This is a genomic window from Streptomyces sp. NPDC048825, assembly GCF_043198355.1.
GTDB lineage: Bacteria > Actinomycetota > Actinomycetes > Streptomycetales > Streptomycetaceae > Streptomyces > Streptomyces xiangluensis.
Genome location: NZ_JBICUR010000020.1, coordinates 24,618 through 48,382 on the forward strand (window position 1 = coordinate 24,618; position 23,765 = coordinate 48,382).

Genomic DNA, 23,765 nt, shown 5'->3' on the forward strand with positions numbered 1-23,765 from the left:
CCTTGATTCAAAACCGGTTCAGGAGGATTCGAGGTTCCTTATTGACCGGCGTCGGATCGCCTGCCACTTTTGCCGGGAAAAGAGCGGGTGACATTATCCCGACGGAGAATTACATGACCGATTTCGAAGCCGGACGGCACATACTCCCCCGGCCGGACGCACATCGGCCCCTGACGACCGCGATGGACGTCCACGAGCAGGAGGCCGCCTTCACTCCCATCGGTCCGGTTCCTCCGCCGGAGGGCGCACCGAACGTGGTGATCGTGCTCGTCGACGACCTCGGGTTCGGCACCTCCAGCGCGTTCGGCGGGCCGTGCGAGATGCCGGCCGCGGAACGACTCGCCGAGGGCGGTCTGCGCTACACCCGTTTCCATGTCACGGCCCTGTGCTCGCCGACCCGGCAGGCCCTGCTGACCGGACGCAACCATCACTCGGTCGGCATGGGCGGCACCACCGAGATGGCCACGGCGGCCCCCGGGTACAACGGATTCCGGCCGCGCAGCGCGGCGACCATGGCCCAGATCCTGCAGGGCAACGGCTACAGCACGGCGGCCTTCGGCAAGTGGCACCAGACCCCACCGCGGGAGATCAGCGCGGTCGGGCCGTTCGACCGCTGGCCGACCGGGGAGGGATTCGACACCTTCTACGGGTTCATGGGCGCCGAGATGAACCACTGGTACCCGTTGCTGTACCAGGGCACCACCCCGGTCGAGCCGGACCGCCGGCCCGAGGACGGCTACCACCTCTCCGAGGACCTCGTCGACCATGCCATCGACTGGGTTCGTACGCAGCGCACCCTGACCCCGGACCGGCCGTTCTTCACCTACCTCGCGCTCGGCGCCGCGCACGCGCCTTTGCACGTCGGCCCGGAGTGGCAGGAGAAGTACCGCGGACGCTTCGACCACGGCTGGGACCAGCAGCGGGAACTGACGCTGCAACGGCAGAAGGATCTCGGCGTCGTACCCGAGGACGCGGAACTCGCGAACTGGGCGGAAGGCGTGCCGCACTGGGACGAACTCACCGGCAACCAGCGCCGGCTGGCAGCCAGGTTCATGGAGACCTTCGCCGCCTTCACCGAACACGCCGACGTACAGGTCGGCAGGTTCATCGACGCCTTGGAGGAACTCGGCGAGCTGGACAACACGATCGTCCTCTACATCCTCGGCGACAACGGCGCTTCCGGCGAAGGCGGTATCGAGGGAACGATCGTCGAGCACCGGCTCGGCCACGGCATCGTGGACGACCCGGACGAGATGATCGACCACCTCGAGGAGATCGGCGGCCCGCACAGCTACCCGATCGCCCCCGCGGGATGGGCGCTCGCGCTGAACACTCCCTACCAGTGGACCAAGCAGGTGGCGTCGCACTTCGGCGGCACCCGGGACGGCATGATCCTGCACTGGCCCGAGCGTGTCCCCGAACGAGGCGGCCTGCGTCACCAGTTCTCCCACGTGATCGATCTGCTGCCGACGATCCTGGACTGTGTGGGCGTCCCGGCGCCGTTCAGCGTCGACGGGGTGACGCAGCAGCCCATCGAGGGGACGAGCATGCGGCAGACGCTCACCGATCCCCAGGCGCCCGAGCATCGCCGCACCCAGTACTTCGAGATGTGCGGCAACCGCGGCATCTACCACGACGGCTGGATGGCGGTCACCCGGCACGGCATCCCCTGGGAGATGATCCCGGACAAGAACCGGCGGTTCGCCGACGACGTGTGGGAACTCTACGATCTCGACCACGACTGGAGTCAGGCACACGACCTCGCCGCCGAGTTCCCCGAGAAGCTGCGCGGCCTGCAGGACCTGTTCCTGATCGAAGCCGCGAAGTACCAGGTCTTCCCCCTGGACGACCGGGTCACCGAACGGGAGAACCCCGCCGTGGCCGGCCGTATCGATCTCCTCGGAAACCGGACGTCCGTGACCTACCGCGGAGGAATGCGCCGGTTCACCGAAGAGACCACACCCAACATCAAGAACCGCTCGCACAGCATCACCGCGGACATCGACGTACCGGATCCGGCGGCCGAGGGCGTACTCATCGCACAGGGCGGCCGATTCGGCGGCTGGACCCTCTACGTCACCGGTGGAAGGCCGGCCTACGCCTACAACTACTTCGGAATGAGCCTGTACACCGTGCGCGGGGACCGACCCCTGGCACCGGGACGGCACGAGGTCCGGCTCGAATTCGACTATGACGGAGGCGGACTCGGCAAGGGCGGAACCGCCGTGCTCCTGGTGGACGGCGAGAAGCACGTGACCGGCCGGGTCGACCGGACGATCCCCTACTACTTCTCCTTCGACGAGACACTCGACGTAGGAGTGGACCTCAGTACACCGGTGACCGACGACTACCCCGCCCTGGACAACGAGTTCACCGGGACCATTCACACGGTCCGCATCGACCTGGACCTCCAGACAGACGGATCGTCCGAGTTCGACGGTGGACTGCACCGGCGCGTCATGGGGGCCCAGTGAGCTGCTGCACGCCCTCCGGCGGCCGGGGGGCGGACCGGCCACCGGCACGGCGGACCGCCGCCGTCCTCAGGGCGCACACCGACGGCATGGTGACCATTCCCACCGGCGAGTTCCTCATGGGCAGCGAGGACGCGCTCGCCTACCCCGCCGACGGAGAAGGCCCGGTGCGGACGGTGCACGTCGGCGCCTTCTCGATCGACGCCTGCACGGTGACGAACGCGCAGTTCGCGCGCTTCGCCGCCGAAACCGGGTACCGCTCCTCAACCGAGCGGACCGGCTGGTCGTTCGTCTTCGCCGGTCTGCTCCCGGACGACTTTCCACCGACTCGCTCAGTGGTGGGCGCGCCCTGGTGGCGCCAGGTCGAGGGCGCCGACTGGCGTCATCCCGACGGACCGCACTCCACCTGGGAGGACCGCGGGGATCACCCGGTCGTCCACGTCGACTTCCACGACGCCCGCGCCTACTGCTCCTGGGCCGGCAAGCGCCTGCCCACCGAGGCGGAATGGGAACGCGCCGCCCGAGGGGGACTGCACGGCAAGGTGTTCCCCTGGGGCGACGAGCTGGAGCCTGGCGGTCGTCCCCGGATGAACGTGTGGCAGGGCGACTTCCCCAACCGGCACCCGACGGCCGACGGCTGGTACGGCACCTGTCCGGTCGACGCCTACGAGCCCAATGGCTTCGGCCTGCACAACGTCACCGGCAACGTCTGGGAATGGTGTGACGCCCCGTTCTCCCCGGCGGACGACGGGGGGCAGCGTGTCGCCAAAGGCGGCTCCTACCTGTGCCATGCGTCGTACTGCCGCCGCTACAGGGTCGCCGCAAGACAGGGTCTCCCCCCGGACTCGGCAACCGGCAATGTGGGGTTCCGGTGCGCTGTGGACATGGCTTGATCCCTACATGGCTCGTGTTCAACTCGATCACTCAGGCGACGGCTCACGCGTCGGCGCATAAGGAGCAAGACCATGGCAGAGCAAGCAAGACAGTGGCGCGTCGCCTCGGCGGGCCTGGCGGTCCTCAGTCTCACCCTCACCGCCTGCGGCGGCGCGAAGGTCGGTGAAAGCACCGCCGGGTCGGACAGCAGCTCGGGCAAGTGCGGCACCTTCAACCTCGCGGTCAACCCCTGGGTGGGCTATGAAGCGAATGCGGCGGTCATCGGCTATGTCGCGAAGACGAAGCTCGGCTGCAAGGTCACCAACAAGGACCTGAAGGCGGAGATCGGCTGGCAGGGCTTCGAAACGGGCGAGGTCGACGCCATCCTCGAGAACTGGGGCCACGAGGACCTGAAGAAGAAGTACATCACCCAGCAGAAGACCGCCGTCAGCCTCGGCCCGACCGGCCTCAAGGGCATCATCGGCTGGTACATCCCCCCGTGGCTCGCGAAGAAGTACCCGGACATCACCAACTGGAAGAACCTCAACAAGTACGCGTCCAACTTCAAGACATCCGAATCGGGCGGCAAGGGGCAGCTGCTGGACGGCGATCCGTCGTACCAGACCAACGACGAAGCCCTGGTGAAGAACCTGAAGCTGGACTTCAAGGTGGTGTACGCGGGCAGCGAGACCGCGCTCATCCAGGCTTTCCGGGACGCCGAGCAGAACAAGAAATGGATGATCGGCTACTTCTACGAGCCGCAGTGGTTCCTCTCGGAGATACCACTGGTCCATGTAGAACTGCCCAAGCACACGGCGGGCTGTGACGCCGATCCCGCGAAGGTCGCATGCGACTATCCCGTCTTCGACCTCGACAAGATCGTCAGCACCCGGTTCGCCAAGTCCGGCAGCCCGGCCTATGACCTGGTGAAGAACTTCAAGTGGACGAACGAAGACCAGAACACCGTGGCGAAGTACATCGCGCTGGACAAGATGTCTCCGGAAGCGGCGGCGAAGAAGTGGGTCGAAGCGAACCCCGAGAAGGTCCAGGCCTGGCTCGGCTAGGAGCAGGGAGAGGCGTTCCACGGTCACGCCCCTCGCCGACGTCGCGAAGGGGATGCGGATGGATGGGCCGCCGTTCGGTGCCTGAAATGGCAGGGGCAGGCGCCGAAGGAACAGCGCCCGCCCCTGGTCCGCCAATTGAGGATGGGTCACATGAACGTCAGGCCGGATAGGCCACGTTCGCCATCATCCCGGCCTCACCGTGGTACGCGTTGTGGCAGTGCAGCATCCACTGGCCCGGGTTGTCGGCGTCGAAGAAGACGGACAACTTCTTCTTCGGCAGCACGATCGCGGTGTCCTTGCGGGGACCGGAGGTACCGATCTGGTACGTGTGGCCGTGCAGGTGCATCGGGTGCCACATGTCCGTGTCATTGAAGAAGTCGAGCCGTACGCGCTGGCCCTCCTCGATCATGATGGGGTTCGCTTCGGGGTTGCCCATGTCGAAGGGCTTGCCGTTGATGGCCCAGTTGTACTTGGCCATGCCGCCGGTCAGTTTGAGCTGGTGCGTTACGTCGGTCCTGGCGGACTTCAGGCGCACGTCGTCTTCGGCGCGCAGCTGGGAGGCCGTCATGATGAGGCCGTCGAGTTCCTTCGGGCGGACGGTCGGCTTCGGGGCGCTTCCCGAGCCCGTGCGCACCAGGGCGAAGCCGTTCGCGTTCTTGCCCTCGGCCACGGCGACGAGCGGGAAGACTCCGTCCCCGAGGGTGACGAGGACGTCGTAGCGCTCGCCCATGCCGACGAGCAGGGCGTCCACCTTCTGGTGCTGGACCGGGAAGCCGTCGGTGTGGGTGATGGTGACCTTGTGGTCGCCGAGGGCGACACGGTAGGCGGTGTCACCGCCCGCGTTGATGATCCTCAGCCGTACCCTCTTGCCGGGCCTGCCGGTGTACACGTCCGGGTCGGCCGCCACGCGGCCGTTGATCAGGTGGTGCGGGTACTTCACATCGCCGGCATCGCCGCCGAGCAGGTCGCTCTCGGCGCCCATGAGCATGAACTTCATCGACATGTCGCCGGATGAGGAGGCGGAGGCCGAGGGGGACTCGGAGACCTCCATGTCCATCTCGCCCATGTCCCCCATGTCGTGGCCCTCCATGCCGCCCATGCCCTGCCCGACCTCGGCGAAGACCTCGTCAGGGGTGCCGGTGACCCCGTCGACCCAGTCGTCGAGGAGGACGACCCATTCGTCGTCGTACGCGAGGGGCTCCTTGGGGTCCTCGACGACCAGCGGGGCATACAGGCCGCGGTCGAGCTGGACGCCGACGTGGGGGTGGAAGAAGTACGTGCCGGGCACGTCGGCGATGAAGCGGTAGGTGAAGGTGGAGCCGGCCCGGACGGCACTCTGCGTGGCGGGCGGCACGCCGTCCATGTCGTTGCGCAGCGCGATGCCGTGCCAATGGATCGACGTGGGCGTCTTGTTCGGAAGCTGGTTCGACAACTCGGCGACCAGGGTGTCTCCGACCGACAGCCGGATCTCCTTACCCGGGGCGCGGCCGTCGAAGGCCCACGTCCTGGGCATGACGCCGCCGCCCAGGTCGACGGTGGCGGGCGCGGCGGTCAGGGTCGCCTTCTGCAGGCGTCCGGTGCTCTTGCGCTTCTTCTCCGCAGCGGCGACTGCCGAACCGGAAGGGTTGACCAGGGCGTTGCCGCTACCGGAGCCACTCGCATTGGTGCAGGCAGCGAGTGCTCCGGCGCCTGCGGCTCCCAGCCCGGCGAGCAGGACGGAGCGGCGGTTGATGCTGTTCATTGTGTTGTGTCCTCTGTTTTTTCGAAACTGCCGATGCGGTCGCGGAGGGACGGCACATCGCGCGCCGTCCGGCGCGGCCTATATGCGCAGTTGCGAGAGGACGGACAGATCGGGCGGGGCACGGCCGACCGTGCTGGCGGGGGCACGACCTGCCGCGGCACGCTCCAGGTCTGCGGGCGAGTCGAACGCGCTCTGGCCTGGCGTGGCCAGTTGCACGGAACCGACGCTCGCCGTGGTGCAGTGCTGCATACCGGGCATGGCGCAGGCGCCGGAATCGGCGCCGTGCGTGGACGATTCCGAGGCGGAGGGTGTCGCCTCGCCCGCCATCACATGACCCGTATGCGCCATCGCATGAGCCGCGTGGGCGGGAACCGGCATGCGGGCAGAGCCGGACATGGGCGAGGCGGTCGTCATGGACGTCATGGACGTCATGGACGTCTCGTGGTGGACGAGCACGGCCAGCGCGACGCAAAGGGTGAGGAACACCCCGTACGCCAAGCGGACGGCCGTGCCGCCGCCGCTGTGAGCCGCCCGTATCGCCATGAGTTCCACCTGTGCCGTGCTGACTGGTCACCGGAGTCGCATGCTACCCCCTGGGGGTAATTACGGCTTCCCGGCCCGATGCGGTCTTCTTCGGCGGGCTCCGACAGCCCTCCGTTCGACGACTCCGCGGGCACCGCCCACCGAGTCCACAGTTCTCCCGAGACGTGGCCGTGGGCGGTGCCAGCACTTGCGTGCTCCTCCTGTCACACCGTCCACGACCACACTCATCGTCCGGTCGCGTGCGCGCACGGCCGAGGGCCTCCGTGCCGTCGAGGCGGCAGCGGAAGCACGAATTAGCTTAGTACTACTTGAGAACACTCGGGGCCGCCCGCGGCAGGGAAGGAGGAGCTCAACGGGCCTCGCGGGCGGGCCTGCTGAGCGCGCATGAGTGACAGGTGGGTGTCATCCGCAGGCCGCGACACCCACTAATCGGTTGGCGAGACGGAAGCCGGCCAAACCGACCACGTGGGCAGCACCACAGGTTTTTTTATACCCCTAGGGGGTATAGTGTTGGCGTCAGGACGGGCCGGGGGACAACGCCCCACCCGGAAACCAACCCACCAACCACACTCCGAGGATGTAGCCAATGACCACCCAGACGAACTCCAACTCCGGCTCTTGCTGCGGCTCCTGCGGCTCCGGTAACGCGGTCGACGTCCAGGGCGTCGGCCTCACCACCACCTACAAGGTGACCGGCATGACCTGTGGCCACTGCGAGAGCTCGGTCTCCCAGGAGATCTCCGCCCTGGACGGCGTCACCGCGGTCAAGGCCGTCGCCAAGACCGGCGAGGTGACCGTCACCTCCGCCGCCCCGCTCGACGAAGACGCCGTCCGCGCCGCCGTCGACGAGGCCGGTTACGAGCTTGTCGGCCGCGCCTGACAGCCCCCTTCGGGGCCTCACGGTCCCGAACTCGCGAATTGCTCCCCGCAGCCGGGACCTAGCGCTCCGCTGACACGGATGCCGTACGTCCCGGCCTCCCCCTGGCGCCCGGCCCGATGAGGCCGGGCGCCTCGGTGTCGGGCCCGTCGCTCGCGCTGACCTCCCCGCTCGTCGACTCAGTCCCCGAGCGCGCCGGAAGTCCTGCCCAAGAACGACAAACTCGTGGAGGTCGGGGGCTTCATCGGCAAGGGCGGCGGACAACTTCTGGGGCGTGCACACGTCAGCCGATGATCCTGGAGCAGTCACCGGACACGACGAGCCGCAGCCTCAGACACAGCCCCAACACCCGCTTGAGCAGAACGACTTCGGCAGATCCCACCCCGCACAGAGACCGGCAGGGGCGGCTCGAGGTGGCCAGCGGCAGCTCTCCGATACACATACACCGAACATACCCCCGCGGGGTAAAAAGAGAACCGCACCAACCCCCTTCCATACCCCCCACCCGTATGCTAACTTGCCTTCGCGTCATACCCCCTAGGGGTATATCGAGAGAAAGGAAAAACGTCATGTCAACCGTCAACCCCCGGCGCTGGTGGGCATTACTCGTCCTCGCCACCGCCCAGTTCATGGTGATCATGGACACCTCGATCATCGGCGTGGCCCTGCCCGAGATGCAGCGCGATCTCGGCTTCTCTCAGGGCGATCTCCAGTGGGTGTTCAACGCGTACGTCATCGCCTTCGGCGGCCTGCTGCTCCTCGGCGGTCGGCTCTCCGACCTGCTCGGCGCACGGCGGATCTTCGTGAGCGGCTGGACCGTACTGATCGCAGGCTCCGTAGTGGCCGCCGCCGCGACGACCGCATGGGTGGAAGTCCTCGGCCGCGCCGTCCAGGGCGTGGGCGGCGCGCTCATCGCACCCGCCTCCATGACCCTGCTGATGATGCTCTTCAGCCACGACCCGAGGGAACTCGGCAAGGCCCTCGCGCTCTACGGCGCGGCCGCCCCGGCCGGCGGCACGGCGGGCGTCTTCCTCGGCGGCGTCTTCACCGAATGGGCCAGCTGGCCCTGGGTGTTCATCATCTACATCCCGATCGGCGTCGCCACACTGCTGGCCACCGGACTGTTGCCGTCGGTCGCGAGCCGGCGCGGCGCCATCGACGTTCTCGGCGCAGCGTCCGTCACGGCCGGTCTGGCGCTCGCGGTGTTCGCCGTCGTCCGCGCCCCCGAGGTCGGCTGGGGCGCGGGTCAGACCGTCCTGGAGCTGATCGGCGCCGCCGTACTCCTCGGGCTGTTCCTCGCCATCCAGCGCTCGATCAAGGCGCCGCTCATGCCTCTCGGGGTATGGCGCACTCCTGGCCTCGCCCCGTCAAACCTGGCGATGACGCTGCTGGGCGCGGCCTGGATCCCGATGTGGTACTTCCTCAACCTCTACCTTCAGCAGGTGCTCGGCTACGGGGCCTTCGCCAGCGGCGCCGCGCTGCTGCCGATGACCGGTCTGCTGATGCTCTTCATGACGATGGTCACCGCACGGCTGCTCGGCCGCTTCGGACCGAAGCCGCTGATCGTGGGAGGTCTGTTCGTCCTCGCCGCGGGCCTGCTGTGGCTGGCCGCCGTCGAGCCGACGGGCACGTTCGTGGTGGACGTCCTGCCGGCCTCGCTGGTGGCCGCGCTCGGCATGTCGTTGGCGTACATCCCGGCGATGATGGCCGCCATGTCGGGCGTACCCCAGGAGCAGGCAGGTCTGGCCTCCGGCATCGTCAACACCACCTACCAGGTGGGCTCCGCCCTCGGCCTGGCCGCGCTCACCGCGCTCGCCACGTCGCAGGGTGCGGGCGAACTCGGCGACCTTTCCGCCCTCACCGACGGATTCAGCGCCGCGTTCCTGGCCGCCGCCGCCATCGCGGCCGCCGGCGGCCTGCTGACCGCACTGCTCATGCGCGGCAGCAGCTCCACGAACGGCCAGAGGGCCCACGAACCCACTGCCCGGCCACAGGACGAATCCGTGACCACCTAGGAGGCCGTTGAAACTGTGTGATCTCGACGTGAAAACGGGCGACTCGACGGCCACCGCACGGTCCTTCAGAAGGGCAGCGCCCTTCGGGGGACCGAGCGGTGGCCGCACGCGTTCGCGGTCACGGTCGACCCCTCCGAGGCCGCGCCGCTCGAGCGTCCCCGAACCGCTCACGCCCTCGACGCGGGAGTGCTGTCCGCTGCGCGGTCGGCTGTCACTCACCCGGCGTTACCCCAAGGGGGTATACTGCCGTCTCGTCGCGTCACCGTTACTCACTGGCGCTCCCACCCCGTGGGCACCGGCGCTGGAGGGCTGGCACGGCGTACGCCAATGCGTTGACGGACACGACCGCTGGAGGCAGTTGACGCCGGGACGAAGCACCTCGTCAGCCCCGGTGTCGTACGTTCCGCACGTCACGGCCGGCTGACATGCCGCCGCCGGGGTAACCGGCTGGGGCAATCCTCGACAGGGAGTCCGTGTGCAGACATCCGACTGGCAACCGGTCCTGCTCCTCCTCGTGCTGGTCGTCGCGGCCGTCGTGCTGCTCCATGCCGCGTCCATTGCGCTGCGGGCGATCCGCGCGCCGCTGCACACCGGACCGTTCAGCGGAGGGCTCGAACCACAAGAGCATCCCCACTCCCGGTTCCACGTGCGCTGGTATCCCGTCACGATGGTCTTCCTGGCCTTCGACATGGAGATGTTGTTCATGTATCCGTGGACGAAGGTCGTCTCGGCCGTCGGTACGACCGCGGTCGTCGAGATGTTCCTCTTCCTGGGCATCCTGCTCGCCGGTGTCGGTTACGCCTGGCGGGAGGGGGCCTTCCGGTGGAGTTGAGGCGCAGGTTCTTGCGGACGGCTGTTTCCCGGCCGGGAGTTCTGCTGGCGGTGTCCCCCGGAAGCACGCGCGAGCGGCTCGCCGTCGAGGCGGAACTGGTACGTCGGGGGTGGCCTTGTGTGAGCGCGCCCGCGGAGGCTGATCTGCTCGTGGTCCTGGGTGGTCACCACGCCGAGCAGAGCGACGAGGAGAGCGCCTGGGCAGCGAATCTGTGGCGAGCCATCCCGGCGCCCAAGGCCCGCGTACCGGTCACGGACGCCGGGCAGGTCGCCGAGGCTCTCGATCGCGGACTCGCCGAGCTTCACCGCGGGGAACCGCCACGTGACCATCACCACGAGGACGGCGCGCATGCCCATCACGACGGGCAGGGCAAGGCCGAGCACACCGCGCACGACACGAATGAGAACCCCGGAGCACCCGAAGGTCACGACGGTCACGATAGTCACGTGGATCATCACGGTGAGCACGGCGGCCACGAGGGGCACGCCGGCGGACACGGCAGTGACGACATGCATGGCGGTCACGACATGCACGATCGCCACGACATGCATGGCGGTCACGACATGCACGATCGCCACGACATGCATGGCGGTCACGACATGGACGATGGCCACGACATGCACGGTGGTCACGACATGCACGGCGGCCACCACGGTCATGCCGGCCACGCCATGGGCGTCGTGGACGGTCTGCCCATGGCCGATCGCGCCGATGACCGCGACGGGCTGAGGCTCGACCGGCTCCACGTGCCGCTCGGACCGGCCCTCGTCGACTGGCCCGCTGGGCTCGTCCTGCGTGTGGCTCTGCAGGGCGACATCGTCCAGCAGGTCAGCGTGGAGGCGAAGGGGTCCGCATCGCCGCATCCGCCCTTCTGGAACGAGCCGTGGCTGCGGGTGCTCAGGGGCGAGCGGGTGTCTCAGGGGGAGGCTGCGAGGCGGCTGTGTGCCGCGCATCTGGACAGTCTGGGCAGATTCTTCGCCGTGACGGGGTGGGCCGACATGGCCGCCCGCTTCCAGCGCGGTCGGGATCGTGCCCTGGACGGAGCCGACGCCGCGGAACTCCGCGATCTTTTACGTCCCCTGATCCGCCGGGCGGAGCGCTCCCGGACCCTGCGGTGGCTGACCAAGGGGCTGGGGCCCCTCACCGCTGAGCACGCGCGGCACCTTGGGGTCACCGGCCCTCCCCTGGTCGCCGGCGGAGATGCGTACGACCGGATGCGCGCGTGGCTCGATGCCGCCTGGCGCAGCGCGGCCGAGTGCGACGACACCGAGGCGCTGGACACGGCCCAGGTCAGCGGGCCGCGCGGGCGGGTCGACGGACCGGTGCCTCCGTCACGGGCGCTGCTGGATGCGCTGCCCGGCTTGCTGGAGGGCGCGGAGTTCGCCGGTGCGCGGATCATCGTCGCGAGCCTCGACCCGGACCTCGACGAACTCACACACGTGCCGGCGGTGGGGATGGCCCATGACTGACAGCGCACCGCTGTGGGCGGTCTTCGTCCTGCCTGTTCTCCTGCTCTCGGTCGCTCTGGTGACGGCCGGATTCGATGCCGTGCTCGCGGCCGGTGCCCGGGGCGGGCGAGCAGGGTCCCTCGCTGAGGCGGCCGTCCGCGCGGCAGTTCCCGGCCGGGAGGTGCTGCGGCAGCTCGTGCAGCAGCCACGGCGCACTCGGGCCTCCGATGTGCCGCTGGCCCGGATCGGGGCGGCTCTCCTCCCCGTCGCCGCGATGCTCGCTGCCGTCGTGCTGCCGCTCGGCTTCCGGTCGGTGAGCGATCTGCCGGAGGGGATCGTCTGGTTCAACGCGATGGAGGCGTTGGCCTGGGCTGCGGTGTGGCTGGCGGGCTGGGGGCCGAACTCGACGCTCTCGCTCATCGGCGGTTATCGCTTCCTCGCGCAGGGGCTGGCGTACGAGCTGCCGCACATGCTCGCGATCACCACCGCGGCGCTCGGGGCCGAGTCGCTTCGGGTCGGTGAAGTCGTGGGCGCACAGGCGGGGTTGTGGTTCGCGGTGTGGATGCCGGCCGCGTTCGGGATCTATCTGCTGAGTGCGATGGCGATGGCGTTCTGGGGGCCGTTCGACCAGCCCGCGGGGCGCGACGTGGCCGGCGGCGCGGCAGCCGAGTTGTCCGGCGCGGACCGGGTGCTCTTCCTCGGTGGCCGGTGGCTGCTGCTGGTCGTGGCCGCGGCGTTCAGCGTGCCGCTCTTCCTGGGCGGCGGATACGGGCCGTGGCTGCCCGGCTGGGTGTGGACCATGCTCAAGACCGCTGCCGTACTGGCGTTCCTGGTCTGGGTTCGGCACAGGGTCCCGACCGTGCGGATGGAGCGCTATGTGGAGCTGGCCTGGGTCGTGCTGACTCCGCTCGCCATCGTGCAGGCGCTGGTGGTGGCCGTGGTGGTGCTCAATCGGTGACGTCCTCAACATCGGTGACGTCCTCAACGTGCACGAGGTCCATGACGAGAGCGAGGTGTCGTAGGTAAATGGATGTCGCGGTCTTCTGGATCCTGGCCGTCCTGGCGGTGATCAGCGGCGCGATGGTGTTCCGCTTCGACTCCATGGCCCGTGCGACGTTCTCCCTGCTGACCTCGCTGCTGTGCGTCGGCGGGCTCGTCGTGCTGCTGGGGCTCGACTACCTGGGGATCGTCATCGTGCTGATGATGACCATCGAAATGGCCATCATGGCTGTCTTCATGGTGATGTACATGATGAACCCGGCCGGGCTCATGCCGATGACGATGATGCACAACAAGCGGGGTGCGGCCGTCGTCTGCGGCCTCGTCTTCCTGCTCCTCGCCGCGGGGATCCTGTTCGCCCCTTGGCCGGCCCGACGAGGGAAGGCCTCCGCCGATCCCACCATGGAACTCGGCATGTCCCTCATGGGCACGCAGATGCTCACCATGATGACGCTGGGTATGGCGCTGTTCGCGACGATCGTCGCCACCGTGGTGCTGGCCACCCGCCGGGGACGCTACGACCGGCTCGGCGACGATCTGCGGGCACATCGCGCGGACGATCCCGTACGGGGCGGTGTCGGCCGGTGACGCTGGAACTGTTCCTGCTGCTGGCCGCCGCCCTGTTCTGCATCGGGCTGTTCGGGGCGCTCACCCAGCAGTCGATCGTGATGCTGATGATGGGCCTGGAACTGATGCTGGGCGGGGTGATCCTGGCCGCCGCGACCGCGTGGCACTACATCGCCCCGGCGGCCACAGACGGACAGGTCCTGATCGTCCTGGCCGTGACGGCGATGGCCCTGGAGATGGCGATCGGCTTTGCCGTCGTCACCGCACTGTTCCGGTCACGGGAGGTCGACATGACCGACATGGCGGCGGAGTTGAAGGAGTGAGCGCCCTGTTGTGGGCGCTGGTCGCCCTGCCGCTCGGCGCCGGTGTGGTGCTGCTCGTGGTGGGGCGCCGGGCCGATCGCGCGGCACCACCTGTGGCTGTCGCCGTGGCGGCCGCTGCTCTGGGCCTCGCCATCGCCGCAGCCTTTCGGCACCCTGCCGTCGGGGCACCGCTCCTCGACGGGCTTCCGGTGCGACTCACGGTGGACGGCCTGTCCGGTCTGCTGGCGGTCACGGTCACCTCGGTCACGCTGGCCGTACTGCTCTTCAGCGCCGCCGAGTTCGGTACCGGCGAGGCGCGGGCGCGCTTCTTCGGCCTGATGCTGCTGTTCGCCGGGAGCATGCTCCTCACGGTGACCGCCGCGACTCTCCCGGTCCTGCTGATGGCGTGGGAGATCATGGGCGCCACCTCGTGGGCGCTGATCGGCTACTGGTGGCGGGACCCGAACCGTACGAGCGCGGCAGACACCGCATTCCTCACCACCCGCACCGCCGACCTCGGTCTGTATCTGGCGGCAGGTGCCGCACTCGCGAGCGGCCGGGATACGACACTGTCGCTCGAGGGACTCGCTCGCGCCGACGACCCCTGGCTGTCCCTCATCACCGCGGGCGTCATCGTCTCCGCCTTCGGCAAGTCCGCCCAACTGCCCTTCAGCTTCTGGCTCTCGAAGGCCATGCAGGGCCCGAGCCCGGTCTCCGCGCTGCTGCACTCCGCAACCATGGTCGTCGCGGGCGCGTACCTGCTGCTGCGGACCGGGCCACTGCTGGACGCATCCGGCTGGGGGGACGATGTGGTCGCGTGGACGGGCGCCGCCACCGCGCTGTGCCTCGGACTGGTCGCGGTGGCGCAGACCGACCTCAAACAGCTGCTCGCCGCGTCGACCTGTGCCCAGATCGGCTTCATGGTGCTGGCTGCGGGAACCGACGCGACCTCCGGTGGCACGCTGCAACTCATCTCCCATGCGGCGGCGAAGAGCCTGCTCTTCCTAGCCGCCGGGGCCTGGCTGACCGCACTGGGCACCCAACAGCTCCGCGAGCTGCTCGGCGCCGCGCGCCACCACCGGACCGTCGGCCTGGCCTTCAGCATGGCCGCCCTCTCCTTGGCCGGGCTTCCTCCGCTGTCGCTGTGGGCCGCCAAGGACGTTCTGCTCGCGGGAGCCCTGGAGACCAGCCCTTGGTTGTACGGCGTCGCGCTGGCGGCTGCCCTGTTGTCGGCGGTCTACAGCACCAAGGCCGCCTGGTACGTGTGGCAGCCGGCGGTCCCGCGACCGGAAGCGCGCCGTATCCCGGGCGGCGCCGTGGGGCCCTTGGTCCTGCTGGCCGTGGCCTGCCTCGCGCTGACACCGGTGGCCTTCCCACCGCTGCGTGACGATGTCGGGCGCGCACTCGCGTCCGCCGGTCAACCTGACCCGCGCGTCTGGGAGTTCGTGCTGTCCGGGGTGCTCGCTCTGCTGGCGGCCGCGGTCACCTGGACCTGGGGAACGCGCCCGCTGCCCTTGCCCGCACGGGCGAAGTCGGGCTTTGCGGACTGGCTGCTCTTCGAGCGTGCCGCTCATGTACTCGTCGTTGGTCCCGTGATGCGGCTCGCACGCGTCGCCGCGGCCTTCGACGATCGTGTCGTGGATCGGGCCGTCGACGGTTCGGCCGCGGCTGCCATGCGGTTCGCCCGCTGGACGGACGGCGTCCTGGAGCGTGCCGTCGACAGCTCGGTGGCCTCGGTCGCTGCCGGTACGCGTGCGCTCGGCCAGTGGGCCCGCCGCCCGCAAACGGGCCAGCTGCACCAGTACCTCGCCCAGGCCGTCGCCGCCTTCACCGTCCTCGCCGTCGTGATCGTCCTCGTGAGGTGACCCACTTGCTGACCGCCCTCGTCTTCGCGCCCACGGCCGTCGCCCTGCTGCTGTTCGCGCTCCCCCGCCGTACGTCGCCGACCGTGTTCCGCACTGTCTGGGTGGCGGCGTCGGCTGTCGAGCTCGCCCTCGTCATCGCGATGTGGATCGGGTACGAGGCCGACGGCGGCATGCAGTACGAGGAGCAGGCCCGCTGGATCCCCAGCGCGGGGGTCGGCTACCACGTCGGCGTGGACGGGCTGTCGCTGCCGCTGCTCGCCCTCACCTGCCTGCTGTTCCTGGCCTGCGCGCTGTACTCCCTGCGGGAGAACCGCCGCATCCGGGAGTTCGCCGCGCTGTTCCTCTTCCTGGAGACCACCTGCCTGGGGCTCTTCGCGGCCCTCGACCTGATCCTGTTCTTCGTCTTCTTCGACCTGTCCATCGTGGCGATGTACTTCGTCATCGCCGGCTGGGGTCATCGGCAAGCGGCCCGTGCCGCGCTGAAGTTCTTCCTCTACACCTTCATCGGTTCGCTCGCCCTGCTGCTCGGCTTCATCGGCCTGTACCTGGCGGCGTCCCCGCACACCTTCGACATGGTGGAACTGACCGAGCAGAACCCGCTCGCCGGACGCTCCGTCTACGGCGCCCTTGTGTTGCTCGCGGTGGTCGTCGGGCTGGCGGTGAAGACCCCGACAGTGCCGTTCCACACGTGGCTGCCGCCGGCCCACGTCGAGGCGCCCGCCGCCGGTTCGGCCATCCTCGCCGGAGTGCTGCTGAAGATGGGCACATACGGTTTCGTCCGCATCGCCATGCCCATGCTCCCCGAGGTCTGGCGCCGCTACGCACTCGTCCTGGTCGTCATCGGCGTTCTCTCGGTCCTCCACGGCGCCCTGGTCGCCCTCGCCCAGACCGACTTCAAACGGATGGTCGCCTACACCTCCGTCAACCACATGGGCTACATCGTGCTCGCCGTCGGCGCCGCCGCAGCGACCGCGGACAGCTCCGAGCAGGCCCGCTCCCTGGCCGTCACCGGCGCGGTGACACAGATGGTCAGCCACGGGCTGCTCACCGGCGCGCTGTTCCTCCTCGCCGGTGTCCTGTACGAGCGTGGGCGGACGTACGACATGACGGCTTACTCCGGAGTCGCCGCGGTGGCCCCCCTCTTCGCGGCCATGACCGGCATCGCGGCCTTCGCCTCGCTCGGTCTGCCCGGATTCTCCGGCTTCATCGCCGAGTTCCAGATCTTCACCGGAAGCCTCGGGCCACGCCCGCTGGCCACAGCACTCTCGGTACTCGGCATCCTCCTCACCGCCGGGCTGTTCCTGCGCGCGCTGCGACAGGTCTTCACGGGCCCGCTGCGCCTGCCCGACACACCCGGCACGCCGCGCGCGTTCCCCGACATCCGCACGCACGAGAGCCTTGCCATCGTCCCGCTCCTCGCCCTGGCAGTCGTCCTCGGTGTGGCACCCCGCTTCCTGCTCGACGTCATCGAACCGGCCTCCCGGTCCGTCCTGGAGCTGCTCGCCCGATGACCGAGATGAACGAGAACCCCCTCGACCTCCTTCCCGAGGTACTGCTCGCCGCCTCGGCCGTCCTCGGGCTGCTGCTCGGCTCCTGGCTGCCGCGTACCCGGCAGTGGATCGTGGGGCTGCTGGCCGCCCTCGCGTGCGTGGCCGGGATCGTGGCCGCGGCCGTAGCCGCCGCGGAGCCCGCCCTGACCGCCTTCGGAGAGGCCTTCGCCGTCGACCCGGTGACGAGCACGTCCCGGATCGTTGTCCTCGGCGGCACGCTCCTCGTCCTCGGCGTCTCCTTCCGTCCCTTGCGCGCGGATCCCAGGGAAACGGAGTTCTACGTCCTGGTGCAGTTGGCGGCCCTCGGCGCACTGATGATGGCCGGGGCACAGGACCTGCTGCTGCTCGCCGCCGGGTATCTGCTGGCGAGCATCCCCGCCTACACCCTCGCCGGGTTCCGCAAGGACGGACCGGGCACCGAGGCAGCCCTCAAGTACTACGTGATCGGCGCCCTGTTGGGCGTACTGATGCTCACCGGCATCACGGTCCTGTACGCGACCGGACGCGGCACCGCGTACCCCATGCTCGCCGAGGCGTTCCGCGACGCGCCCAAGGCACTGATCGCCACCGGCACGACGGGGCTTCTGGCAGGCGTGCAGTTCAAGGCCGGAGGTGTACCCGCACATTTCTGGGTTCCAGACGCCGTGCAGGGGAGCAGCCCGCCGGTAGCCGCGCTCCTCACCACGATCCCGAAGATCGGTGCCATCGCCGCACTCTTCCGCCTCGGCGATGTCGTCTTCGCGGACAGCACCCTGCCATGGCCCGCACTCGTCGCCGTACTCGCCGCCGCCTCCATGACCCTCGGCAACCTCGGCGCGTTCTTCCAACAGGACGTCAAGCGGCTGCTCGCCTACTCGACGATCAGCCAAGTCGGATACCTTCTCATGCCGGTCGCCGTCGCCGGACGCGCGGACCTCGCCCAGCAGGCGCTGCTGTACTACCTGGCGGCCTACGCGGTGACCAACCTCGGTGCCTTCGCCGTGGTCTGCGCCCTCCCCCGCGCCCATTCGCTGGACGACTACCGAGGGCTCGCCAAGGAACATCCGCTGCTCGCCGCGAGCCTCGTCGTCTGCCTGCTGGGGCTTGTCGGTACGCCACCGACCTCTGTCTTCCTCGGCAAGCTCGAAGCCTTCAGCGCCGCCTTCGACGGCGGCTACGCCTGGCTGGCCGTTCTGGCTGCCGTCAACACCGTGGCGTCGCTCTTCTACTACCTGCGCTGGATCGTGCCCGCGGTATCCCGGAGCGGGTCCTCGCAGCCTGCCGTGGGTGATCAGGCGGCTCGCTTCGTCGCGTACGCCGCCACGGTGGCCTCGCTCGGACTCGGTCTGGCCGGGGGGCCAGTACTCGATGCGTTGGCAGGACCGATCAACCGCTGACATGGAAGGCGGCCGAATCGCTCCGGCCGCCTTCGACAGCTTTCCACACCTGGTCTTCAGCACGTACGGCACCGAGATCGACGCCGATCTGACGGACCGGCTGATCGCCCAGGGAGTGGAGATGTTCCTGGACCACTACACGCCGCGCGACCCGGATACGGCGCCCTGAGGGAACCGGAGCAGACGGTACGGGCTGCCTCGTGGCCCTCAGCAACAGCCGCCCCTTCCATACGGGTCGCTGTCTGCCGGGTCACTCGTCGTTCACCCAGCGCATGAGCCGCTGCAGCGGGTAGAAGCCGTCGTGGGAGAGGCCGGGCGCCATGCCGCCCGCCCTGCCGAGGGACACCACCCGCTGAACCCCGGCGCAGGCAAGTGCGTCGCGTACTTCCGCCTTGCGGGCGTCCGGGTACACGCCGACCGTCTGCGTGGCGACCCCGGCGTGCGCTACGGCGTCGGACAGCGCGGCAACGGGAACGACGTTGACGATCTTTCCGTCGGGGTGGAAGTCCACCGGTTCGGGAGAGCGGATGACCAGGCCCCGGCCGTCGTAGCCGCCCCACACCCGGTATTCGGGCGCCAGGGAACGCAGTACGTCGATCTCCTCACGGAGTTCCGCCGCGACCCGCGGACCGCCGGCCGCGCTGAACTGCCGGGCCACGCCCAGGCGTTCGCACAGCAGCGCGGCGTAGCGGTCGGCCTCGTCCTCGGAGCCCTCGACGAACTGGAAGCGGCTGGCCACGCACGCCTGCTGGTTGAAGAACGTGGCGTCCTCGGCGCCCGAGTCGGCAGCCTGTTCCAGGGCCGCCGCGGACGCGAACGCTTCCCGGCCGATCAGCGAGATGGAGGTCTTGGGGTCGAAGGAGACGAGCTCGAATCCCGGACCCACGTACTTCAGGGCGCCGCGGATGGTGGCCTCGCCACCCCAGGCGACCAGCTTGTCGAAGAACTGCGGGCGGAACAGCACGCTTTCAACCGCCTCGTCGCCGCCTCGCCAGTACACCGCGGAGAACGAGCGCACCACGGGGTGGCCGGGGGCCACCGAGGCCATCGTGCGCAGAATCGCGGTGGCGGTGAACAGGTCGTTCGAGGGCAGCTTCAGCAGGTTGACGCCCTTGGTGAGGGCTCCGCGCACGACGGACATCGCCGCGACGCCGGGGGCGTTGCCCGCGATGATGTGCACCAGGCGCGGCGGGAACGCGCGCGTGGCCGCGATCCGGCCCTCGGGCAGCCGCACCTCGCGCCAGCCGTCGAGCACGTCCGCTCCGCCGAGTTCGTGGTCGATCTGGGCGTACAGGGCGGGCCGTTGGAAGCTGCGCCACAGTACGGCGTAGGCGCGTTCGAGCACTTCTCCGGGCAGCGGGCTGACCCGGGCCATGCGGTCAAGGGCTTCGGCGAGCAGGCCGTCCCGGTCCGCCTTCAGGGCCTCGCCGGTCTCCACCAGCAGGTCGACGATCTCCGCGACGGGTACGTGGAAGGCGGGTCCGGGATCGGTACGGGGCCACACCAGGCGGTCCAGGTCGAGGGCCGGCGCGGTGAAGGGCGCGTCCGGTCGGCCGTGAGTGATGTGCGAGCCCGGGTCGACCTCGCCCCGGAGCACGTGTACGACGGCCACCGGACTGCCGTCGACCTCCGGCGAGGGTGCTCCGTGCAGCGTCGTGCCGCTCATCCGTGGATCATCCCCCGCACGTAGGAGTCCAGTGTCGCGGCGCAGGTGATCTTGTCGTCGCCGCCGAGGTCCCCGTAGCGCTGGATGTCCGGCAGGACGACCGGTCCCGCTCTGCCGCAGTCGCAGGGCGAGAAGTCCACGAAGACGCGATCGCCGCTGATCAGTCCGCCCCAGCGTCCTGACAGTGAGACGTCCAGGAAGGCGAACCGCCCCTCCACGACGCCGTGTTCGGCATTCAGCAGTCGCTCGCCCGCCTGGTCCAGGACCAGCGGGATCACCCATGGCGGCACGTGGTAGCGGCCCTTCTCGCAGGCGGGGCAGGAGCCCTGGAGCTCCGTCATGCCGTAGCTGCGCACGCGCCGTACGCCCTCGTAGAAGGCGGCGAACTGCTGCTGGTAGTCGTCGGGCAGCGCCCGGCCCTTGTTGCCGCCGCCGCTGAGCACCAGTGAGTCCGGGTGGAGGCTCCCGTCGGGTACGCCACGGGCCCGCAGGGCCTGGATCAGGGTGAACTGCTGGTTGTTCATCCCGGCGATCAGCAGCGGTTCGTCGCGGTGGGCGGCGATGTCGTCGACGATCCGGGTCACGGCCGCGCTCAGCTCGTCCTCGCGGGCCTCGGACGCGGTCTCGAACGAGCTGATCTCCTGCGGGGTCGCGGTGCCTTCCGCCATCCGGCGGCGGAGCAGTGCGCTGCTCATCAGCTCGGAGACCCGCAGTGGGTCCTCGGTCAGCAGCCGCGTCTCGCCGGGCCGTGCGAAGACCTCCGCGTGCCACCGGAAACCGTCGATGGAGCGCATCGGGCCGCTCGCCGGGGCGAGCAGATAGCCGCGCCGGGTGGGCTTCGGCGGGAGCGGGTCGGGCCAGCAGGTGAGGTGTTCCAGGATGTCGTGGAGGAAGTCCAGGTCGCTCGCGTCGCAGTTGAGGAAGGAGACCTTGCCGGACGTACCGCTGGTGATGTACGGGCGGTGACCGGCAGCCGTGATGCGTTCGGTCCACTCGTCGATGTCGCGTACGCCCTCGATGTCCACGTCGCCCGGCTCGACCACCGAAACGGTCGAGTACCAGCGCAGCAGCCGGTCCCACCGGCCGGCGGTGATGAGGGAGACGGGGTACGACTTGTAGCTGGTGTGCGAGAAGAGCAGGGGGACGAGGTCTTCGAAGCCGGTGAGTTCATGGACTCCGGTCTCCTCCGCCCGCGTGCGGAGCAGCGGAATGCGCTCGCAGTGGGCGGCGAAGGCCTCCCGCGCGGCTTCGAGCTGGAGCTGCCGTAGCTCCTGGGCGGGCTGGTCGAAGGTGTCGCCGGAGCCGGCCAGGCCCCGGACCTGCTCGCGTGCGCTGGTCACAGCACTCACCTCAATCAGTGTCGATCGCTGTCTTTTCGGCGAGGTAGGACGACTCGATGGCGTCCAGGTTTCCGCGCAGTTCCTGCGGGGTGCCGGTCATGACGACGCGGCCGCGGCGCAGGACGTACACGCGGTCGGCGATGTCCAGCACCTTGCGTACGTGCTGTTCGACCAGCAGCGCGCCGAGACCCCGGTCGGCGGCTTCACGCACCGCGCGCAGCAGACGCTCGACGACCAAGGGAGCCAGACCGAGCGACAGTTCGTCTGCGAGGAGAAGCCGGGGTTCCCGGCACAGGGCCCGGGCCAGCGAGAGCATCTGCTGTTCGCCGCCGGACAGCATCCCCGCGCCGGTTCCCAGCCGCTTCTCCAGCTCCGGGAAGAGTTCCAGGGCCCGGGCGGTCTCCACCCGGCCGACCCGCAGGTTGTCGGCGGTGTCGAGGCGGGTGAAGACCGCGCGCTCACCGACGTAGGCGAGGCCCTCGCGGGCACGGCGGTGCAGTGGCGCCCGGCTGGGCTCCCCCAGCCAGGACACCTCGCCGCTCATCGGGGCCAGGTCGCCCGCGAGGACTCGGAGTGTCGTGCTCTTGCCCGCGCCGTTGGGGCCAAGCAGCGCGACGACCTCGCCGGGGCGTACCTCGATGTCGAGGTCGCGTACGACGGGCTGGGTGCCGTATCCGGCGGACAGGGCGCTGGTCGCGATCAGGGGCCCCGAGAGTGCCTCGGGGGCTGCGCCGGGGTGATCGTGTGCGACGGTGGACACGGTCTTCTCCTTTCTGGAATGTGCTGGGTGCCCGCGAGGATGCGGGCTTCGCGGAGGCGGTGACCTCCTCCGCCGCCGCTTCGGTCTCCGCGGCCTTCACCCTCGCCGTGGGCCTCCGGAGGTGCCGCGGCCTTCACAGCCGCGGCGCCCTCCTCATCGTGCGGAGCCGTCAGCCGGCCGGTGTCGTGAGCGCCTTGCGGACATCGACGAAGGTCGAGCCGGACTCGGCCCACTCGATCTTGCCGTCCTTCAGCACCAGTTCGGTGGCGGTGGTGTTGTGGATGCGGTTCAGGCCCGGAATGGGCAGGGCCGTCGACGACAGCCAGTCCAGCTTCGGGGTCAGTCCGCCGGTGTCGATGCCCTTGGTGGTGTTGAGCTCTTCCACCAGGGCCTTGGAGGTGATCTTCGGAAGCTGTCCGACAGCCTCGGTGAAGACCTTGAACGCCACCCAGGTCGTGGCGTTGGCGCCGTTGGAGAGGTCGACGTCCTTGCCCTTGGTGGCCGCGACCCCGTCCTTCCAGGCGGCGTCGGAGATGGGCGGGTAGTACCCGGTGATGGCGGCGCCGTTCAGCGGGCTCGAACCGCCTCCGGTGCTCTGGGCCAGCTCCGGGGTGAGGTTGCCGACGACACTGCCGACCTTGGTCTTGTCCCCGGACTGCAGGTACGCCTTCACGAACAGGTCCGAGTGCGTGCCCAGGATGACGCTCACGCAGTCGCTGCCCTTGGTCGCGGCGGCCACCTGCGGAGCGAGGTCGGTGGCGGTGAGGGGCACCTTCAGGTCCTTCGGCGCCTTCGCGCCGGCGGAGGTCGCGCCCAGCGTGAGGAACTTGATGACGATCGCGGCGGCGGCGACGTCGTACCGCACACCGGAGATCTTCTTGCAGCCCTCCTCCGCGAGCTGCTGGCCATGGGCGGTGAAGACGGTGGGCGTGCCGCCGTTGACCGGGAACGAGAGGGGGTTGGAGAACTCCGCGGCCGAGACGCCCGTCCCGCCGATGTACGGGATGCCGGCCTTCTCCAGGATCGGCATGTAGCGGTCCCCGGCGAGGCTGTAGGAGCCGACCACGGCGACCACGCCGTCACTGACCGCCTTCTGGGCGCAGTTCTCGGCCTCGTCGGGGTCGCCCTTCTCGTTGCAGGTGATGACCTCGAGCGGACCGCCCTTGATGCCGCCGTTGTCGTTGATCCACTTTTCGTACGCCTGGGCGGTGATGCGCACGCCGGGCTGGGCGCTGCCCTGGGTGTTCTCAGGTGCCCACACCATCACCTTGACCGGTGCGCCGGTAAGCGAGGAGGCCGAGGCGCTGTCGGCAGACTCCTCTCCGCCGCCGCAACCGGCGGCCAGCAGCACTCCGGTCATCGCGAGACAGCTCGCTGCGGCGGTTCTGCGTCGGCGTGACTCGTTCATGATCCCTCCGCGGGGATGTGGGGTCCCCTGCTCGAGCTGAGTCGAGAGCCTGGGGAGCCCGGATGGGC

At 69.2% G+C, this 23,765-nt stretch carries 21 protein-coding genes; 14 read left to right on the plus strand and 7 right to left on the minus strand.

Annotated elements, in window-relative coordinates:
* Positions 1-113 precede the first annotated feature (113 nt).
* From ACGFNK_RS36695 to ACGFNK_RS36705, 3 genes are all read left to right on the plus strand, one after another.
* The gene (locus ACGFNK_RS36695) at positions 114-2,474 is read left to right on the plus strand and encodes an arylsulfatase (protein ID WP_393423044.1); all 2,361 of its coding nucleotides are present in this window, start codon (positions 114-116) and stop codon (positions 2,472-2,474) included.
* Positions 2,475-2,560: 86 nt separating this feature from the next.
* Entirely contained in the window at positions 2,561-3,364 is an 804-nt protein-coding gene (locus tag ACGFNK_RS36700) for a formylglycine-generating enzyme family protein (protein WP_393423046.1), read from the plus strand.
* Between the two features lie 72 nt (positions 3,365-3,436).
* On the plus strand, positions 3,437-4,408 hold the full coding sequence (locus tag ACGFNK_RS36705; protein ID WP_393423048.1) for an ABC transporter substrate-binding protein: 972 nt from the start codon (positions 3,437-3,439) through the stop codon (positions 4,406-4,408).
* A 157-nt stretch (positions 4,409-4,565) separates the two neighbouring features.
* Here the strand turns inward: ACGFNK_RS36705 and ACGFNK_RS36710 are convergent, their stop codons facing one another.
* Both ACGFNK_RS36710 and ACGFNK_RS36715 read right to left on the minus strand, forming a co-directional pair.
* Complete coding sequence (locus ACGFNK_RS36710; RefSeq protein WP_393423050.1) at positions 4,566-6,149, minus strand: multicopper oxidase family protein; 1,584 nt, start codon at positions 6,147-6,149, stop codon at positions 4,566-4,568.
* Between the two features lie 78 nt (positions 6,150-6,227).
* Entirely contained in the window at positions 6,228-6,692 is a 465-nt protein-coding gene (locus ACGFNK_RS36715) for a hypothetical protein (protein WP_393423052.1), read from the minus strand.
* Positions 6,693-7,278: 586 nt separating this feature from the next.
* Between ACGFNK_RS36715 and ACGFNK_RS36720 the strand changes: the two genes are divergently transcribed.
* The 3 genes from ACGFNK_RS36720 (at position 7,279) to ACGFNK_RS36730 (ending at position 10,416) form a co-directional block, all read left to right on the plus strand.
* The gene (locus ACGFNK_RS36720) at positions 7,279-7,572 is read left to right on the plus strand and encodes a heavy-metal-associated domain-containing protein (RefSeq protein WP_386338343.1); all 294 of its coding nucleotides are present in this window, start codon (positions 7,279-7,281) and stop codon (positions 7,570-7,572) included.
* A gap of 566 nt (positions 7,573-8,138) precedes the next feature.
* Positions 8,139-9,584 (plus strand): MFS transporter, encoded by a 1,446-nt coding sequence (locus tag ACGFNK_RS36725; RefSeq protein WP_393423054.1) that lies wholly within the window; start codon positions 8,139-8,141, stop codon positions 9,582-9,584.
* Between the two features lie 475 nt (positions 9,585-10,059).
* A complete protein-coding gene (locus tag ACGFNK_RS36730; RefSeq protein ID WP_393423056.1) occupies positions 10,060-10,416 on the plus strand; it encodes an NADH-quinone oxidoreductase subunit A in 357 nt (118 codons plus the stop codon).
* On the opposite strand, the gene ACGFNK_RS36735 is transcribed toward ACGFNK_RS36730, so the two are convergent.
* The gene (locus tag ACGFNK_RS36735; RefSeq protein WP_393423058.1) at positions 10,380-11,084 is read right to left on the minus strand and encodes a hypothetical protein; all 705 of its coding nucleotides are present in this window, start codon (positions 11,082-11,084) and stop codon (positions 10,380-10,382) included. The two genes, ACGFNK_RS36730 and ACGFNK_RS36735, sit on opposite strands and share 37 nt — an antisense overlap.
* A 27-nt stretch (positions 11,085-11,111) precedes the next feature.
* Between ACGFNK_RS36735 and ACGFNK_RS36740 the strand changes: the two genes are divergently transcribed.
* The 8 genes from ACGFNK_RS36740 to ACGFNK_RS36775 all read left to right on the plus strand — a co-directional run bounded on the left by ACGFNK_RS36740 (position 11,112) and on the right by ACGFNK_RS36775 (position 18,692).
* Positions 11,112-11,885: a hypothetical protein gene (locus ACGFNK_RS36740; protein ID WP_393423060.1), complete on the plus strand. Its 774-nt coding sequence runs from the start codon at positions 11,112-11,114 to the stop codon at positions 11,883-11,885.
* Positions 11,878-12,822 carry a complex I subunit 1 family protein gene (locus ACGFNK_RS36745; RefSeq protein WP_393423062.1) on the plus strand — a complete coding sequence of 315 codons (945 nt, stop codon included), beginning with the start codon at positions 11,878-11,880 and terminating at the stop codon, positions 12,820-12,822. Before ACGFNK_RS36740 ends, ACGFNK_RS36745 begins: the two co-directional genes overlap by 8 nt.
* 68 nt (positions 12,823-12,890) lie before the next feature.
* Positions 12,891-13,451 carry an NADH-quinone oxidoreductase subunit J gene (locus ACGFNK_RS36750; protein ID WP_393423064.1) on the plus strand — a complete coding sequence of 187 codons (561 nt, stop codon included), beginning with the start codon at positions 12,891-12,893 and terminating at the stop codon, positions 13,449-13,451.
* Positions 13,448-13,753, plus strand: a complete 306-nt coding sequence (gene nuoK, locus ACGFNK_RS36755) for an NADH-quinone oxidoreductase subunit NuoK (RefSeq protein ID WP_386338319.1) — start codon at positions 13,448-13,450, stop codon at positions 13,751-13,753. The genes ACGFNK_RS36750 and nuoK overlap by 4 nt, the downstream gene beginning before the upstream one ends.
* Complete coding sequence (locus ACGFNK_RS36760) at positions 13,750-15,597, plus strand: NADH-quinone oxidoreductase subunit L (RefSeq protein ID WP_393423067.1); 1,848 nt, start codon at positions 13,750-13,752, stop codon at positions 15,595-15,597. The genes nuoK and ACGFNK_RS36760 overlap by 4 nt, the downstream gene beginning before the upstream one ends.
* Before the next feature lie 5 nt (positions 15,598-15,602).
* Positions 15,603-17,108, plus strand: coding sequence for a NuoM family protein (locus ACGFNK_RS36765; RefSeq protein WP_393423069.1), 1,506 nt, complete (start codon positions 15,603-15,605; stop codon positions 17,106-17,108).
* Positions 17,105-18,523, plus strand: coding sequence for an NADH-quinone oxidoreductase subunit N (locus ACGFNK_RS36770; RefSeq protein WP_393423071.1), 1,419 nt, complete (start codon positions 17,105-17,107; stop codon positions 18,521-18,523). Before ACGFNK_RS36765 ends, ACGFNK_RS36770 begins: the two co-directional genes overlap by 4 nt.
* A gap of 1 nt (position 18,524) precedes the next feature.
* The gene (locus ACGFNK_RS36775) at positions 18,525-18,692 is read left to right on the plus strand and encodes a hypothetical protein (protein ID WP_393423073.1); all 168 of its coding nucleotides are present in this window, start codon (positions 18,525-18,527) and stop codon (positions 18,690-18,692) included.
* 81 nt (positions 18,693-18,773) lie between these two features.
* Here the strand turns inward: ACGFNK_RS36775 and ACGFNK_RS36780 are convergent, their stop codons facing one another.
* The 4 genes from ACGFNK_RS36780 to ACGFNK_RS36795 form a co-directional block, all read right to left on the minus strand.
* Positions 18,774-20,189, minus strand: a complete 1,416-nt coding sequence (locus ACGFNK_RS36780) for an acyl-CoA reductase (RefSeq protein ID WP_393423075.1) — start codon at positions 20,187-20,189, stop codon at positions 18,774-18,776.
* A complete protein-coding gene (locus ACGFNK_RS36785) occupies positions 20,186-21,529 on the minus strand; it encodes a hypothetical protein (protein ID WP_393423077.1) in 1,344 nt (447 codons plus the stop codon). The genes ACGFNK_RS36780 and ACGFNK_RS36785 overlap by 4 nt, the downstream gene beginning before the upstream one ends.
* Before the next feature lie 10 nt (positions 21,530-21,539).
* Positions 21,540-22,289 (minus strand): ABC transporter ATP-binding protein, encoded by a 750-nt coding sequence (locus tag ACGFNK_RS36790; RefSeq protein ID WP_393423079.1) that lies wholly within the window; start codon positions 22,287-22,289, stop codon positions 21,540-21,542.
* A gap of 169 nt (positions 22,290-22,458) precedes the next feature.
* Positions 22,459-23,697, minus strand: a complete 1,239-nt coding sequence (locus ACGFNK_RS36795; protein WP_393423081.1) for an ABC transporter substrate-binding protein — start codon at positions 23,695-23,697, stop codon at positions 22,459-22,461.
* Positions 23,698-23,765 lie beyond the last annotated feature (68 nt).

What these genes read in the sequence shown, in the direction of transcription:
- ACGFNK_RS36695 (WP_393423044.1), top strand. Translation starts at nt 114, where the DNA reads ATGACCGATTTCGAAGCCGGACGGCACATACTCCCCCGGCCGGACGCA.
- ACGFNK_RS36700 (WP_393423046.1), top strand. Translation starts at nt 2,561, where the DNA reads ATGGTGACCATTCCCACCGGCGAGTTCCTCATGGGCAGCGAGGACGCG.
- ACGFNK_RS36705 (WP_393423048.1), top strand. Translation starts at nt 3,437, where the DNA reads ATGGCAGAGCAAGCAAGACAGTGGCGCGTCGCCTCGGCGGGCCTGGCG.
- ACGFNK_RS36710 (WP_393423050.1), bottom strand. Translation starts at nt 6,149, where the DNA reads ATGAACAGCATCAACCGCCGCTCCGTCCTGCTCGCCGGGCTGGGAGCC.
- ACGFNK_RS36715 (WP_393423052.1), bottom strand. Translation starts at nt 6,692, where the DNA reads ATGGCGATACGGGCGGCTCACAGCGGCGGCGGCACGGCCGTCCGCTTG.
- ACGFNK_RS36720 (WP_386338343.1), top strand. Translation starts at nt 7,279, where the DNA reads ATGACCACCCAGACGAACTCCAACTCCGGCTCTTGCTGCGGCTCCTGC.
- ACGFNK_RS36725 (WP_393423054.1), top strand. Translation starts at nt 8,139, where the DNA reads ATGTCAACCGTCAACCCCCGGCGCTGGTGGGCATTACTCGTCCTCGCC.
- ACGFNK_RS36740 (WP_393423060.1), top strand. Translation starts at nt 11,112, where the DNA reads ATGGCCGATCGCGCCGATGACCGCGACGGGCTGAGGCTCGACCGGCTC.
- ACGFNK_RS36745 (WP_393423062.1), top strand. Translation starts at nt 11,878, where the DNA reads ATGACTGACAGCGCACCGCTGTGGGCGGTCTTCGTCCTGCCTGTTCTC.
- ACGFNK_RS36750 (WP_393423064.1), top strand. Translation starts at nt 12,891, where the DNA reads ATGGATGTCGCGGTCTTCTGGATCCTGGCCGTCCTGGCGGTGATCAGC.
- ACGFNK_RS36770 (WP_393423071.1), top strand. Translation starts at nt 17,105, where the DNA reads ATGACCGAGATGAACGAGAACCCCCTCGACCTCCTTCCCGAGGTACTG.
- ACGFNK_RS36775 (WP_393423073.1), top strand. Translation starts at nt 18,525, where the DNA reads ATGGAAGGCGGCCGAATCGCTCCGGCCGCCTTCGACAGCTTTCCACAC.
- ACGFNK_RS36780 (WP_393423075.1), bottom strand. Translation starts at nt 20,189, where the DNA reads ATGAGCGGCACGACGCTGCACGGAGCACCCTCGCCGGAGGTCGACGGC.
- ACGFNK_RS36795 (WP_393423081.1), bottom strand. Translation starts at nt 23,697, where the DNA reads ATGAACGAGTCACGCCGACGCAGAACCGCCGCAGCGAGCTGTCTCGCG.